Below are 13874 nucleotides of genomic sequence, written 5' to 3' on the forward strand. Positions count from 1 at the left end.
ACGCGCACGCGAGGTCATGCCCGACGCCTGTCGGGCTGCGCTGCTGTCGTGCTGGAAGTCGGTGAGCTTCATGGCCGGCTATCTTTGCATGCGACCGGGGCCGGCGCAAGGGGCCCGGGTCGCAGAATCAGGGATTGCTGGCCGTGCCCTGCTCAGGGCCGACCCACGGGGTGATCGACACCCGGATCTTGAGCCGGTTGCCGGGGTCTTCCGGCAGCCGCGAGCGGTACTTGGTGCCCTTGTAGACGTAATCCACGTCATAGGCGATGGGGCGGCGGAACTCACGTCCCACCGGCACGATGCGGCAGTCGCGGGTCAGCATCGGCCCGTTGCTGGCCGGGGCCGGGGCGGGCGTCTCGGCAGCGGGGTCCTCGGAAACCTCGTCATCGCTGCGCTTGAACATCGAGCGCACCGAGTCCCAGAAGCGGCTGATCCGGCCCTTGTCCTCGACCGGTTCCTCGCCGGTCACGTTGACCGGGGCCAGAGTACGGGTCGACACCGGCTCGCAATGCTCCTCGGTGCGGGTCGCGCGCAGGGTCTGGAACACCGGCTCGACATTCAGCACCTGGGCGTAGTCGAACTTCACGTTCTCCACGATCACCACCCGGTTGCGGGGCTCGGCCTCCTGCGCCAGCACCACGGCGGGCAGCGCCGACAGGCAGGCCAGGGTCAGCAACGCGGTGGGTTTCATTGGCGACGGGAGCAAGGACACGGCAATAGTGTAGGCAGTGGCGAGCGCAAGGGGCTGAACATTACCCGTCCACGCCGCTCCTGCCCACCCCACCCTGGAACAACCGGCGTCCACCGGTGGCAACCGGTGCCCCCAAAGGGGCGCGACACGTTCTAAAATCACAGGCTTGTCCCCCAGTCACAGCCCCATGACCCTGCGCCTGCACAACAACCTGACTCGCCAGCTCGAACCGTTCACCCCGCTCGACCCGGCCTGTCCGACCCTGTATGTGTGCGGCCCGACGGTCTACAACTACGTGCACATCGGCAACGCCCGTGGCCCGGTGGTGTTCGGGGTGCTGGCCGACCTGCTGCGGCGCCGTTTCGGCGCACTGCGCTACGCCCGCAACATCACCGACGTGGACGACAAGATCAACACCGCCGCGCGCGAGCAGGGGGTGCCGATCAGCACCATCACCGACCGCTTCGCCGCCGCCTACCGTGAAGACATGGCCGCGCTGGGCGTGGTGCCGCCGGACATCGAGCCGGAAGTGACCGCGCACATGCCGCAGATCATCGCCATGATCGAGCAGCTGATCGCCAATGGGCATGCCTATGCCGCCGAGGGCCACGTGCTGTTCGCGGTGGCCAGCTTCGACGGCTACGGCAAGCTTTCGCGCCGCGACCCGGACGAAATGCTGGCCGGTGCCCGCGTCGACGTGGCACCGTACAAGCGTGACCCGGGCGATTTCGTGCTGTGGAAGCCGTCCAGCGACGACCTGCCCGGTTGGGAATCGCCGTGGGGCCGGGGCCGTCCGGGCTGGCATATCGAATGCTCGGCGATGGCCGCCGCCCACCTGGGCGAGACCATCGACATCCACGCCGGCGGCGTCGACCTGCAGTTCCCGCACCATGAGAACGAGATCGCGCAGAGCGAATGCGCCCACGGCGGCAGGATCTTCGCCCGCTTCTGGCTGCACAACGGCATGCTCAACTTCGGCGGCGCCAAGATGAGCAAGTCGCTGGGCAACATCGAGCGCGTGCACGACCTGGTGCGCCAGCATCCGCCGGAAGCGCTGCGCCTGGCCCTGCTGTCGGCCCACTACCGGCAGCCGCTGGACTGGTCCGATGCGCTGATCGAGCAGTCGGTGCGCACCCTGGACCGCCTGTACGGCACCCTGCGCGAGCTGGCCGCGGTCGAGGCCAGCGCCGTGATTCCGGCTACGGTCGAGGCCACCCTGGATGATGACCTCAACACGCCGCAGGCGCTGGCCGAAGTGGCGCGCATCGCCGCCGATGCGCGCCGGGCCACCGACCCGGCCGAGCAGGCACGCCTGAAGGGTGAGCTGCTCGGTGCCGGCCTGGCGCTGGGACTGCTGCAGGCCGATCCGGCACAGTGGTTCGGCACCACCGCCAGCGATGACGGCGACGATGCCCGCATCCAGGGCCTGATCGATGCGCGTGCCGCCGCCAAGAAGGCGCGCGACTTCGCCCGTTCCGACGCCATCCGCGACCAGCTGGCCGCCGAAGGCATCGTGCTGGAAGACACCCCGCAGGGCGTGCGCTGGTCGCGCAAGCGCGGCTGACGACCCGCCCTGCCCCGTGGCCGGTCCGCCGGCCACGCCCCACCGTAGAGACTGTTGTGACCGACTCCCCGTTCCCGCTTGAACCCACCGCCGCCGAGGCCCAGGCCGCCATCGCCGAGGAATTCGGCTTCTTCGGCGACTGGTCCGAGCGCTACCAGTACCTGATCGACCTCGGCCGCAAGCTGCCGCCCTTCCCCGAAGACTGGAAGACCGAACAGCATCGCCTGCTCGGCTGCCAGTCGATGGTCTGGATCGTGCCCGAAGGCAACGCGCAGTCGCTGCGCTTCCATGCCATCAGTGATTCGGCGATTGTCTCCGGCCTGATCTTCCTGGCCCTGCGCGTGTACTCCGGGCGCTCGGCGCAGGAGATCCTGGACACCGAGCCGAGCTACATCCAGGACATCGGCCTGGCCCGCCACCTCTCGCCCACCCGCAGCAACGGCGTGGCGGCGATGCTGGCCTTCATCCGCGAGACCGCGCAGGCCCAGCTGCAGCGCGACCCGTCGTGAGCGAACCTGCCACGGCCGAAGACACCGCGCTGGGCCTGCTGTCCCGGCCCGGCTTCGCCAGGCTGCTGGCGTACCGCATCTTTGCGATGCTGTCCTACCAGGTGGTCGCAGTCACCGTTGGCTGGCACATCTACGAAGTCACCCGCAATCCGTTCTCGCTGGGCCTGATCGGCCTGGCCGAGGTCGTGCCGTTCTTCTGCGTGGCGCCGTTCGCCGGTTACCTGGTGGACCACCTGCCGCGGCGCCGCCTGGGCATGGTCGCCTGCTGCGGATTGATCGCCACCGCCCTGGTGCTGACCAGCGTGGCCATGGGCTGGCTGCCGATTGCCGGCGTGTGGCCGATCTATGCGGCCATCGCACTGACCGGCATGGTCCGCGCCTTCCTGTCGCCGATCTACAACGCCCTGTTCGCGCGCGTTCTGGCCCGTGACCAGTTCGCCCGTGGCGCCGGCCTGGGCGCGGTGGTGTTCCAGGCCGGCATGATCGCCGGCCCGGCACTGGGCGGCGTGCTGGTCGGCTTCGGTGGCAAGGGCCTGTCCTACGCGGTGGCCACCGCCTTCGCGCTGGTGGCGATGGCCTGCCTGGCCACGCTGAAGGTGGAAGAACCGGTGCATGCCGGCCCGGCCGCCCCGATCTTCAAGAGCATCGCCGAAGGCGCGCGCTTCGTGGTCGGCAACCGGATCATGGTCGGCGCAATGGCGCTGGACATGTTCTCGGTGCTGCTGGGTGGCGTGGTGGCGATGCTGCCGGCGTTCCTGCACGAGATCCTGCACCACGGCCCGGAAGGCCTGGGCATCCTGCGCGCCATGCCGGCGCTGGGCTCGGTGTGCGTCGGCCTGTGGCTGGCGCGCCACCCGCTGCACCGCAATGCCGGCCGCGTGCTGTTGTTCGCGGTGGCCGGGTTCGGCCTGTGCGTGATCGGCTTCGGGCTGTCGCAGCACTTCTGGCTGTCGGCGCTGATCCTGCTTTTCTACGGCGCCTTCGATGGCGTTTCGGTGGTGATCCGCTCGACCATCCTGCAGCTGGCCACGCCGGAAGAGATGCGCGGTCGCGTATCGTCGATCAACGGCATCTTCATCAGTTCGTCCAACGAGCTGGGCGCGTTCTATGCCGGCACGATGGCAAAACTGCTCGGCCTGGTGCCGGCCGTGGTGCTGGGTGGGTTTGCGGTGCTGAGCGTGGCCGGGATCACCGCGTGGAAGAACCCGACGCTGCGGAAACTGAATCTTCGCGACCTGCAGTGACGCTGCGAACAGCGGATTCGGCGGCGCCGGGCGTCTGGCTGGGGCCGTTGCTCTCCGTCGATGATTCGGCTTGTCACCTTCTTTTCGCGAAAAGAAGGTAACCAAAGAAACGCTCCACCATCCGCGAGCCGGTGCTGCGTACCGGTGCCCTGTGCTCCTCGGTGAATCAGGGGACGGCGCGGAGAGCCAGCCGACCAGCAGTCGGCTCTACAGGATAGAGCGGCCTCTTCGCCCCTGATTCCCCTGCGGTGCTCGGCTCCCTACAAGGCCGACCCAACAAGGGTCACCACTGCCCGTGCCAGCCACGGTCGCGTACCAACGATCCGCCAACAAAAAACCCGGCCAAGGCCGGGTTTTCTGCATGACCAGACAACGATCAGGATTCAGTCGCCCTGCTGCTTCTGCAGGTGCTCCCAACGCTCCTGGGCGTCGATGGTGCGCTCGGCGGTCAGGCGCGCTTCCAGGCGCTCCAGGCCGATTTCTTCGCCGGTGTCGACGCAGTAACCGTAGTCGCCGGCTTCCAGGCGCTTCAGGGTGCTGTCGATCTTGCCGATCAGCTTGCGGTAGCGGTCGCGGGTACGCAGTTCCAGCGAGTTCTCGGTCTCGCGGGTCGCGCGCTCGGCTTCGTCACCGATGTCACGCACTTCCTCGCGCAGGTTCTCGATGGTCTGCTTGGACTCCTCCACCAGGTCCGCGCGCCAGTTCTGCAGGCGCTGGCGGAAGTATTCCTGCTGCAGCGGGCTCATGTATTCCTCTTCCGAGGACGGCTTGTAGCCAGCCGGGAGGATCGGGCGGCCGGTGGCCTCGTCGGTCTTGTATTCGACCACCTTGTACTTGCTGCGCGGGGCCGGTGCTGCCGAGCGGGCGGCGACGGCCACGGCAACCTTGCCGACAGGGCGCGACACGGTCTTCGGGGCGGAATCGGATTTCACGGCGGATTTGGCAGGCGATTTCGAAACGGGCACGGGATTCTTGGATTGCGGGGCCTTCGCAGCGGCAGGGGCGGCGGCCGGGGCCGGCTTGGAAGCCGGTTGGGCTGCTGCCACTGCCACGGTCTTGGCCGGGACAGGCTTGGCCGGAGCCGCCTTGGCGGCAGGCTTCGGTGCGGACTTCACTACAGGGGCCGGCGTCGGCTTTGCGGCCGGCGCGGCGACATTCTTGGCAACCTTCTTTGCAGCAGCGGGCGTGGCGACCGGCTTGGCCGCTGGCACCTTCTTCGCCGCCGGCTTGGCGACCGGCTTGGCTGCCGCCTTCTTCACCGTCGCCTTCGGCGCCGGCTTGGCGGCTGCTTTGCTGGCCACCGGCTTGGCGGCGGCCTTCTTTGCCGGCGCGGCCTTGCTGGTGGCCTTCTTCACCACCGGCGCCTTCTTGCCGGCAGCAGGCTTGGCCTTGGCGGGCGCGGCAGCGGCCTTCTTTGCCACCGGCTTGGTTGCCTTGGCCGGCGCTTTCTTTGCGGTGGCCTTCCTGGCCGCCGGTTGCGAGGACGCTGCCTTGCTGACCGGCTTGCTGGCCGGCTTCTTGGCAACGGGCTTTGCCGCCAACTTCTTCACAACAGGCTTGGCGGTTTTCTTGGCGGCCGTTGCGGCCTTCTTTGCAGTTTTTTTAGCAGCCACGAAACGCTCTTCCTTGGATTTCCCGGGGCCCGGGAAAGCGGGCCTTTATAGCCTACCCGACCCGCAGCAGCAACCTTGGCACCCTGCTCCATTCAGTCCTGGAGCCAAGGCGCCCTGGAGGGCAGTCCGACGAACACGGACCGCCTTGCGCGGTACGGAACCTGGCCAGCACCCGACGGTGCTGGTACCGGTCGCAGGCCATCGGCGACATGCGACCAACGGCCCATCCTGCACAAATGCGGCCTTCATGCCAACTGGCATAAGATGACTGGGTGATCTCGCGCCTGCTCATCGCCCTGCTGCGCTTCTACAAGCGCTTCATCAGCCCCATGCTGGGGCCGCGCTGCCGTTTCGTGCCGAGCTGTTCTGAATACGCGATGGACGCCATCTCGCGGCACGGGCCGCTGCGCGGCAGTTGGCTGGCTGCGCGCCGGCTGGGCCGCTGCCATCCGTTCCATCCCGGCGGCTTCGATCCCGTGCCCGAGTCCCCCAACGCCCCCTCTTGCCGTTGCACAGGAAAACACTGACATGTCCTCCACCCTCATCACCAACGCCCGCATGGTCAACGAAGGCCGCACCTTCGATGGTGACCTGCGCATCGAGAACGGCCGCATCGCGCAGATCGGCAGCGGGCTCGCGCCGCGCGACGGCGAGCAGGTGGTGGACGCGGCCGGACGCTGGCTGCTGCCCGGCATGATCGATGACCAGGTGCACTTCCGCGAACCGGGCCTGACCCACAAGGGCGACATCGCCAGCGAGTCGGCGGCGGCCGTGGCCGGTGGCCTGACCAGCTTCATGGACATGCCCAACACCAACCCGCCGACGCTGGATTCGACCATCCTGGAAGCCAAGTACGAACTCGCACGCGGCCGTGCCTGGGCCAACTATGGCTTCTACCACGGCGCCAGCAATGACAACCTGGAGGCGATCCGCGCGCTGGACCCGAAGAAGGCCCCGGGCGTCAAGGTGTTCATGGGCGCGTCCACCGGCAACATGCTGGTCGACAATCCGGAAACGCTGGACGCGATCTTCCGCGAATGCCCGACCCCGATCATCACGCACTGCGAAGACACGCCGATGATCGATGCCAACCTGAAGGCCTTCCAGGAGAAGTACGGCGACGCGCTGACCCCGGACATGCACCCGGACATCCGCTCGCGCGAGGCCTGCATCAAGTCGACCCGCCTGGCGATGTCGCTGGCACGCAAGCACGGCACCCGCCTGCACGTGCTGCACATTTCCACCGCCGACGAGCTGGCGCTGTTCGAGAAGGGCCCGCTGATCCGTGCCGACGGCAGCCGCAAGCAGATCACCGCCGAAACCTGCGTGCACTTCCTGCATTTCGCGCGCCCGGACTATGCGACCAAGGGCAACCTGATCAAGTGCAACCCGGCGATCAAGGAAGTGTCCGACCGCGAGGCGATCACCGCTGCGCTGGCCGACGACGTGCTGGACGTGCTGGCCACCGACCATGCGCCGCACACCTGGGAAGAGAAGCAGAAGCCCTACGCGCAGGCGCCCTCCGGCCTGCCGCTGGTGCAATATGCGCTGGTGGCCGCGCTGGAGCGCGTGCACGAAGGCAAGCTGACCCGCGAGCAGGTGGTGCAGAAGTTCGCGCATGCCCCGGCGCAGCTGTTCGATGTGGAGGAGCGCGGTTTCCTGCGCGAGGGCTACTTCGCCGACCTGGTGCTGGTCGAGGACGTGCCGTTCACGGTCAAGCGCGAGGACGTGCTGTCCAAGTGCGGCTGGTCGCCGTTTGAAGGCACCACCTTCCGTTCGCGCATCGCCTCCACCTGGGTCAACGGCCAGCTGGTGTGGGACGGCAGCAAACTGGTGGGCGAGCCGGCCGGCCAGCGCATGACCTACGACCGCTGATGCGTTCGGCACTTCTGATCGGGGCGCTGCTGGCGACGCCCCTGTTTTCCGTACCCACGCTGCACGCGCAGGATGGCATCGGCCGCCTGATCGACAGCCGCGTGGTGTTCCCGGCCAGTGCGTCGCAGGGCGCGCTGGTGATCGGCAAGGTTCCCGCCGGCAGCCGCGTGCAGTACGCCGGCCGACAGCTGCGGGTGAGCGGTTATGGCAGCGTGGTGTTCGGCATCGGCCGCGACGAGAAGGGTCCGCTGCGCGTGCAGGTGCAACGGCCCGACGGTGGCAGCGAGACCGCGACCATCGCGGTGACGCCGCGCGACTGGCCGACCGAGCGGGTCAACGGCGTGCCACCGAAGACGGTCAATCCGCCGCCGGCGATCGCCGAGCGGATCAAGCGCGAACAGGCGCAGGTGACCGCCGCACGTTCGCGCGACGACGACCGCACCGACTTCACCCAGACCTTCATCTGGCCGGTACAGGGCCGCATCAGCGGCCGCTTCGGCAATGCGCGGGTGTACAACGGCCAGCCCGGCGCCGGTCACTCCGGCATGGACATCGCGGTGCCGACCGGCACCCCGGTGAAGGCGCCGGCTGCCGGCATCGTCACCTTCGCCGGCCCGGACCTGTACCTGACCGGTGGCACGCTGCTGCTTGATCACGGCTTCGGGGTCAGTTCCAACTTCCTGCACCTGTCGCGCATCGACGTGAAGGTCGGCGACCGCGTGGAACAAGGCCAGGTGATCGCCGCGGTCGGCGCCACCGGACGCGCCACCGGGCCGCACCTGCACTGGGGCATGAACTGGTTCGATACCCGTATCGACCCCTTGCTGGTGCTGGAACGCAAATAACGGTAGTGCCGGCCGCTGGCCGGCAACCTCATCCTCTTCGGCGCCCTGCTGGATGCCGGCCAGCGGCCGGCACTACCCGGTACGTTGGATCAACCGCGCGCCGCCCACCACACGCGCAGCAGGGTGCGCACCGGGGTGGCTTCGATCGGCTTGCCCGCGGCCTGCGCCGCCAGGCGTGCACGCGCCAGGCTGGACCACACGCGGCGCGCGCGCGGGCCGGGCACGCGGGTGCCCCACCCCTTCAACAGGTGCTGCGCCCAGCGCTGCGCGGCCGTACTGGAATCTTCATCCAGCAGGCTGCGCGGCACACCGGCCACGCCGGCATCCTGCAGGCGCTGGGCCAGGGTCTGCAGCTGCACCGCACGACCGGCACCGGTGCGCGGCTTGTCCGCGAACAGCGCCACTTCCACCGCAGCCACGGCGTCAGCGTAATGGGCCAGCGCGCGCTCGGCACCGGCCACGTCCAATGCAACGGTGCGCGCCTCGACCAGATCCGGCAGCGCCTCGGCCAGCTGCGCCCACGGCGCACGCACCGGCTCCAGCAGGCGGCCCAGCGGGTGGCGCGAACGGTGTGCCGCCCAGCTGCGCAGTTCCTCGCCCCACCACGCCAGCTTGGCGTCGGCCGGCAGCGGATCGCCGCTGGTGTTGAGCATGTCGTCGAACTCCTGCAGCAGCGCAAACCACGCCACTGCCAGCTCGCGTTGTGATTCGGCCACGAACGGGGCGGCCACCGACCATTCCGGCCAGCGGCTGCGCCACTTGTCGAGGAAACTGTCCAGCGCGGTACTGCTCACTACGGGGTTCCTTACGGCTGGGCCGGGGCTGCCGGCCGGGTCGGCCAGAGACTGGCCAGTTGCAGAAGTTCGGCGTTCTCGACCAGCACGTCGGCCTGCCACGCCAGCGGGTCGTCACTGTGCAGGCGGTAGCCCCACAGCGCCGCCACCGACGGCATCGCGGCCGCGCGTGCGGCGATGATGTCACGCTCGTCGTCCCCCACGTAGACGCAGTCCTCGGCGGCAACGGCAATCGCCTGCGCGGCGTGCAGCAGCGGCAGCGGATGCGGCTTGCGCTCGGCCAGGCTGTCACCGCCCACCAGCACGGCGCAACGCTGCTGCCAGCCGTGCTGCGGCAGGACCAGGCGTGCCAGGTACTCGGGCTTGTTGGTGACGATGCCCCACACCGTGCCGGCGTCATCCAGCGCGGCGAGCATGCCGGCCACGCCATCGAACAGCACCGCGTGCTGGCCGATCAGCGCTTCGTAGCGCTGCAGGAATTCCGGGATCAGCGCATCGCGCGCGGCGGCATCCAGGTCCGGGAAGGCGGCCCCGACCATCGCACGCGAGCCCTTGGAGACCACCGGGCGCAGCACCGCCGGATCGACCGGTGCACGGCCGCGTTCGGCCAGCATCGCGTTGCAGGTGGCGACGAAATCCGGTGCGCTGTCCAGCAGGGTGCCGTCCAGGTCGAACAGCACCGCGCGCGGAAAGCCGGCGGCGGTCATGCCGGCTTGACCGCGTAGGCCAGGTAGTTGATGTCGGTGCGGCTGCTCAGGCGGGCATGGTTGCGCCACGGCTCGTAGGCCATGCCGCTGACGTCCACCAGCTGCAGGTCGGCTTCGCGCAGCCAGCGCGCCAGCTCGGCCGGCTTGATGAATTCCTGGTAGTGGTGGGTGCCCTTGGGCAGCAGCCGGGCCACGTACTCGGCGCCGACGATCGCCACCGCGAACGCGGCGGCGGTGCGGTTGATGGTCGACAGGAACAGATGCCCGCCCGGCTTCAGCAGGCGCTTGCAGGCCTCGATGATCGCGCCGGGATCGGGCACGTGCTCGAGCATTTCCATGCAGGTCACCACGTCGAAGCTGGCGGGCTGCTCGGCGGCCAGATCCTCGGCCGCCTGCACGCGGTAATCGACCTGGGCGCCGCTTTCCAGCGCATGCAGTCGCGCGACCTTGACCAGTTCCGGGGCCAGGTCGATGGCCGTGACGTCGGCACCGGCCTGGGCCAGCGCTTCACTCAGCAGGCCACCACCGCAGCCGATGTCGAGCACGCGCGCGCCACGCAGCGGCACGCGGTCGGCCACGTACTGCAGGCGCACCGGGTTCAACGCATGCAGCGGCTTCTGCGGGCCGTCGGCATCCCACCAGCGGTTGCCCAGTGCGGCGAACTTGTCCAGCTCGGCCTGATCGAAATTGGAGGAAGCGTGGGGGGCAGTCATGGGGGATGTCCTTGCGGCGCCAGGGATCAGGCGCGGATATGGCGGATGCGCTCGCGCCACTGGCGCGCGTTGGCGATGATGCCCGGCAGGTCCATGCCGACCAGTTCGCGCTGCACCAGCTTCGGCTTGCCGGCAATCCAGACGTCGCTGACCTGCTGGCGGCCGGTGGCGTACACCAGCTGCGACAGCACGTTGTGCAGCGGCTGGGTTTCCAGCGCAGACAGGTCGACGCAGACCAGGTCGGCCTGCTTGCCGACTTCGATCGAACCGATGCGGTCACCGAAGCCCAGCGCGCGGGCACCGCCCAGCGTGGACGCGCGCAGCGTGGTCGCCGCGTCCAGCGCGGTGGCGTCGTCGGCCACGGCCTTGGCCAGGATCGCCGCAGTGCGGTTCTCGCTGAACATGTCCAGGTCGTTGTTGCTGGCGCAGCCATCGGTGCCGATCGCCAGGTTCACGCCGGCGCGCTGCAGGGCACAGGCCGGGCAGAAACCGGACGCCAGCTTCAGGTTCGATTCCGGGCAATGCACCACGCTGACGCCACGCTCGGCGCACAGGTGGATTTCCGCATCGGTCAGCTGGGTCATGTGCACCGCGATCAGGCGGTCGTTGACCAGGCCGAGCCGATCCAGCCGCGCCAGCGGGCGCTGGCCGTGCAGCTTGATCGAATCGTTGATTTCCTGTGCGGTCTCGTGGGTGTGCAGGTGCACCTGCATGTCGAGCTGGTCGGACAGCATCCGCACCCGCTCGAAGTTGGCATCGTTGACCGTGTACGGCGCATGCGGCGCGAACGCGGTGCCGATCAGCGGATCGGTGCGCCACTGGTCGTGCAGTTCGCCGGCCTTGGCGAAGTACTCGTCGTCGGTCTTGGCCCAGGCGGTGGGGAAATCGATGATGACCGCACCGACCAGCGCGCGGAACCCGTGCTTCTTGTAGACCGCGGCCTGCACGTCGCCGAAGAAGTAGTTCTCGTTGGCGCAGGTGGTGCCACCGCGCAGCATCTCGGCGATGGCCAGGGTGGTGCCGTCGGCGACGAACTCAGGACCGATCACGGCCGCTTCCACCGGCCAGATGTGCTGCTGCAGCCAGGTCATCAGCGGCAGGTCGTCGGCGACGCCGCGCAGCAGGGTCATCGGGTTGTGCGTGTGTGCGTTGACCAGGCCCGGCATCAGCGCGGCCTCGGGGCGGCTGACCACCTGCGCAGCGCGGAAGCGTGCGCGTGCTTCCGCACGCGGCAGGATGGCGACGATCTCGCTGCCACGCACGGCAACGGCGTGGTCTTCCAGCACCACCGCATGCGGCTCGATCGGAACGACATAACCGGCTTCGATGAGCAGGTCGCAGGCTTCGGGGAGGTGCGGGCTATCGCTCATGCGGGCTCACTGGCTGGGGGGCGGCGAGGTACTTCTGGGGACACGCCCCTGAGTCAGGGGCTGCCGCGAAGCGGCGGGGTCTGGAGACTCGTGAAGCGGGGCCCATGATCTGCCGAAGCAGATCACGGGAGCGCCAGCGCGAATGCGATGGCGCGTACCCGGCCAGCGGCCGGCACTACCGTAAGGTCGGCCCGTGGCCGGAACCTTACTTGACGCGTGCGGAGTATTCGCCCGAACGGGTATCGACGCGGATCACTTCGTCCTGGTTGACGAACAGCGGCACGCGCACCACGGCGCCGGTTTCCAGGGTCGCCGGCTTGCCGCCGCCGCCCGAGGTGTCGCCACGGACGCCCGGATCGGTTTCGGTGATCTTCAGCTCGACGAAGTTCGGCGGCTGCACGAAGATCGGCTCGCCATTCCACAGGGTGACCACGCAGGACTCTTCGCCCTTCAGCCACTTCTCGGCCCCGCCCATGCCGGCCTTGGTGGCCTGGACCTGCTCGAAGGATTCCGGGTCCATGAAGTGCCAGTATTCGCCGTCGCTGTACATGAAGTTCATGTCGGTATCGACGACGTCGGCTGCATCCAGCGAGTCGGTCGACTTCATGGTGACTTCCTGGGTACGGCCGTCCTTGATCAGGCGGTACTTCACGCGGGTGAAGGCCTGGCCCTTGCCCGGCTTGACGTATTCGGTGTCGATGATGACGGCCGGTTGGTTGTTGACCAGGATCTTCATCCCGTTCTTGACGTCGTTCATGCCGTAGCTGGCCATGCGTAAACTCCTGTGTGGCAAAAACGCCGCGGGTGCGGCGAGCCGTTAGAATGGAAAGCCCACCGGATGCCGGTGGGCGACTGTTTTTCTGCCCCCATGATAACCGCAGGCCCCCTCTCCATGCAGCTTTCCGCCTTCCCCCGGCCCCAGTCGCCCGGTGCGCCCGCGCGCTGGCAGCAGCTCTGGCGCCAGGCGCTGCGCGACCCGCACGCCCTGCTGGCCCGGCTGCAGCTGGACCCGGCGGCACTGGGCGTCTCCGAAGCGGCCATGGCCCAGTTCGCGCTGCGCGTTCCGGAAGGCTTCGTGGCCCGCATGCGCCCCGGCGACGCGGCCGATCCGCTGCTGCGCCAGGTGCTGCCGATCGACGAGGAAATGCGTCCGGCGCCCGGATTCAGCTTCGATGCGGTGGGCGATGGTGCAGCCAGGAAGGCCACCGGCGTCATCCAGAAGTACCGCGGCCGTGCCCTGCTGGTCGCCACCGGCAGCTGCGCGATCAACTGCCGCTACTGCTTCCGCCGCCATTTCGACTATGCCGCGGAGAACGCCGCCAAGGGCGGTTGGCAGGAAGCGGTGGCCGCCATCGCAGGCGATCCGGACATCGACGAGGTGATCCTGTCTGGCGGCGACCCGCTGTCGCTGGCCACGCACAAGCTGGTCGAGCTGACCGACGCCCTGCGCGCCATCCCGCATATCCGCCGCCTGCGCATCCACACCCGGCTGCCGATCGTGCTGCCGGAACGCGTGGACGATGAACTGGCCTCCTGGCTGGGCAGCCTGCCGTGGCCGCTGGCGATCGTGGTGCATGCCAACCACGCCAATGAATTCGATGCCAGCGTGGACGCGGCGATGGCCCGCCTGCGCGGCCTGGGTGCCCAGCTGCTGAACCAGGCGGTGTTGCTGCGCGGGGTCAATGACAGCGTGCAGGCCCTGCAGGACCTGAGCGAGCGCAGCTTCGCCGCCGGCGTGCTGCCGTACTACCTGCACCAGCTGGACAGGGTCGAAGGCGTGGCCCACTTCGAAGTGGACGATGCCCGGGCCAAGGCGCTGATTGCCGGCCTGACCGCACGCCTGTCCGGTTACCTGATTCCCAAGCTGGTGCGCGAACTGCCCGGCGATCCGAGCAAGCGCCCGGTGTAATTCCGCAGGGGGTCAGATCCCTTTTCCTGCGGAAAAGGGA

General features: G+C 68.5%; 14 protein-coding genes. 7 read left to right on the forward strand and 7 right to left on the reverse strand.

All coding sequences use genetic code 11. The features are described 5' to 3' along the window. Positions 1–127 precede the first annotated feature (127 nt). The gene (locus BLS66_RS01075; RefSeq protein ID WP_053460905.1) at positions 128–691 is read right to left on the reverse strand and encodes a glycine zipper 2TM domain-containing protein; all 564 of its coding nucleotides are present in this window, start codon (positions 689–691) and stop codon (positions 128–130) included. A gap of 187 nt (positions 692–878) precedes the next feature. Between BLS66_RS01075 and cysS the strand changes: the two genes are divergently transcribed. From cysS to BLS66_RS01090, 3 genes are read left to right on the forward strand one after another with little or no spacing between them, the layout of a single operon-like run. After that, positions 879–2255 carry a cysteine--tRNA ligase gene (gene cysS / locus BLS66_RS01080; protein ID WP_074724905.1) on the forward strand — a complete coding sequence of 459 codons (1377 nt, stop codon included), beginning with the start codon at positions 879–881 and terminating at the stop codon, positions 2253–2255. Positions 2256–2311: 56 nt separating this feature from the next. Continuing rightward, positions 2312–2764, forward strand: coding sequence for a SufE family protein (locus BLS66_RS01085; RefSeq protein ID WP_053460907.1), 453 nt, complete (start codon positions 2312–2314; stop codon positions 2762–2764). After that, a complete protein-coding gene (locus BLS66_RS01090; protein ID WP_057493586.1) occupies positions 2761–4008 on the forward strand; it encodes an MFS transporter in 1248 nt (415 codons plus the stop codon). Before BLS66_RS01085 ends, BLS66_RS01090 begins: the two co-directional genes overlap by 4 nt. A gap of 383 nt (positions 4009–4391) precedes the next feature. Here the strand turns inward: BLS66_RS01090 and dksA are convergent, their stop codons facing one another. Then, a complete protein-coding gene (gene dksA, locus BLS66_RS01095) occupies positions 4392–5621 on the reverse strand; it encodes an RNA polymerase-binding protein DksA (protein WP_074724906.1) in 1230 nt (409 codons plus the stop codon). A 329-nt stretch (positions 5622–5950) separates the two neighbouring features. Between dksA and yidD the strand changes: the two genes are divergently transcribed. Genes yidD through BLS66_RS01110 form a run of 3 tightly spaced genes read left to right on the forward strand, consistent with a single transcriptional unit; the run spans position 5951 to position 8341 of the window. Beyond that, positions 5951–6148: a membrane protein insertion efficiency factor YidD gene (yidD, locus tag BLS66_RS01100; RefSeq protein WP_229302008.1), complete on the forward strand. Its 198-nt coding sequence runs from the start codon at positions 5951–5953 to the stop codon at positions 6146–6148. Position 6149: 1 nt separating this feature from the next. After that, a complete protein-coding gene (locus BLS66_RS01105) occupies positions 6150–7496 on the forward strand; it encodes a dihydroorotase (RefSeq protein WP_046988151.1) in 1347 nt (448 codons plus the stop codon). Continuing rightward, the gene (locus BLS66_RS01110) at positions 7496–8341 is read left to right on the forward strand and encodes a M23 family metallopeptidase (RefSeq protein ID WP_053460910.1); all 846 of its coding nucleotides are present in this window, start codon (positions 7496–7498) and stop codon (positions 8339–8341) included. Before BLS66_RS01105 ends, BLS66_RS01110 begins: the two co-directional genes overlap by 1 nt. An 89-nt stretch (positions 8342–8430) precedes the next feature. On the opposite strand, the gene BLS66_RS01115 is transcribed toward BLS66_RS01110, so the two are convergent. The 5 genes from BLS66_RS01115 to efp all read right to left on the reverse strand — a co-directional run bounded on the left by BLS66_RS01115 (position 8431) and on the right by efp (position 12697). Further along, positions 8431–9135, reverse strand: a complete 705-nt coding sequence (locus BLS66_RS01115; protein WP_049468111.1) for an isoprenoid biosynthesis enzyme family protein — start codon at positions 9133–9135, stop codon at positions 8431–8433. A gap of 11 nt (positions 9136–9146) precedes the next feature. After that, complete coding sequence (locus BLS66_RS01120; protein WP_074724907.1) at positions 9147–9842, reverse strand: phosphoglycolate phosphatase; 696 nt, start codon at positions 9840–9842, stop codon at positions 9147–9149. Then, positions 9839–10555, reverse strand: a complete 717-nt coding sequence (gene ubiG / locus BLS66_RS01125; RefSeq protein ID WP_074724908.1) for a bifunctional 2-polyprenyl-6-hydroxyphenol methylase/3-demethylubiquinol 3-O-methyltransferase UbiG — start codon at positions 10553–10555, stop codon at positions 9839–9841. The genes BLS66_RS01120 and ubiG overlap by 4 nt, the downstream gene beginning before the upstream one ends. Positions 10556–10581: 26 nt before the next feature. Next, the gene (locus BLS66_RS01130) at positions 10582–11925 is read right to left on the reverse strand and encodes a TRZ/ATZ family hydrolase (protein ID WP_053460913.1); all 1344 of its coding nucleotides are present in this window, start codon (positions 11923–11925) and stop codon (positions 10582–10584) included. 205 nt (positions 11926–12130) lie between these two features. Then, positions 12131–12697 carry an elongation factor P gene (gene efp, locus BLS66_RS01135; protein ID WP_005410381.1) on the reverse strand — a complete coding sequence of 189 codons (567 nt, stop codon included), beginning with the start codon at positions 12695–12697 and terminating at the stop codon, positions 12131–12133. A 120-nt stretch (positions 12698–12817) separates the two neighbouring features. On the opposite strand from efp, the gene epmB reads away from it, so the two are divergent. Continuing rightward, entirely contained in the window at positions 12818–13834 is a 1017-nt protein-coding gene (gene epmB / locus BLS66_RS01140) for an EF-P beta-lysylation protein EpmB (protein ID WP_074724909.1), read from the forward strand. Positions 13835–13874: the final 40 nt, after the last annotated feature.

Source organism: Stenotrophomonas pavanii, from assembly GCF_900101175.1.
Classification (GTDB): Bacteria; Pseudomonadota; Gammaproteobacteria; order Xanthomonadales; family Xanthomonadaceae; genus Stenotrophomonas; species Stenotrophomonas pavanii.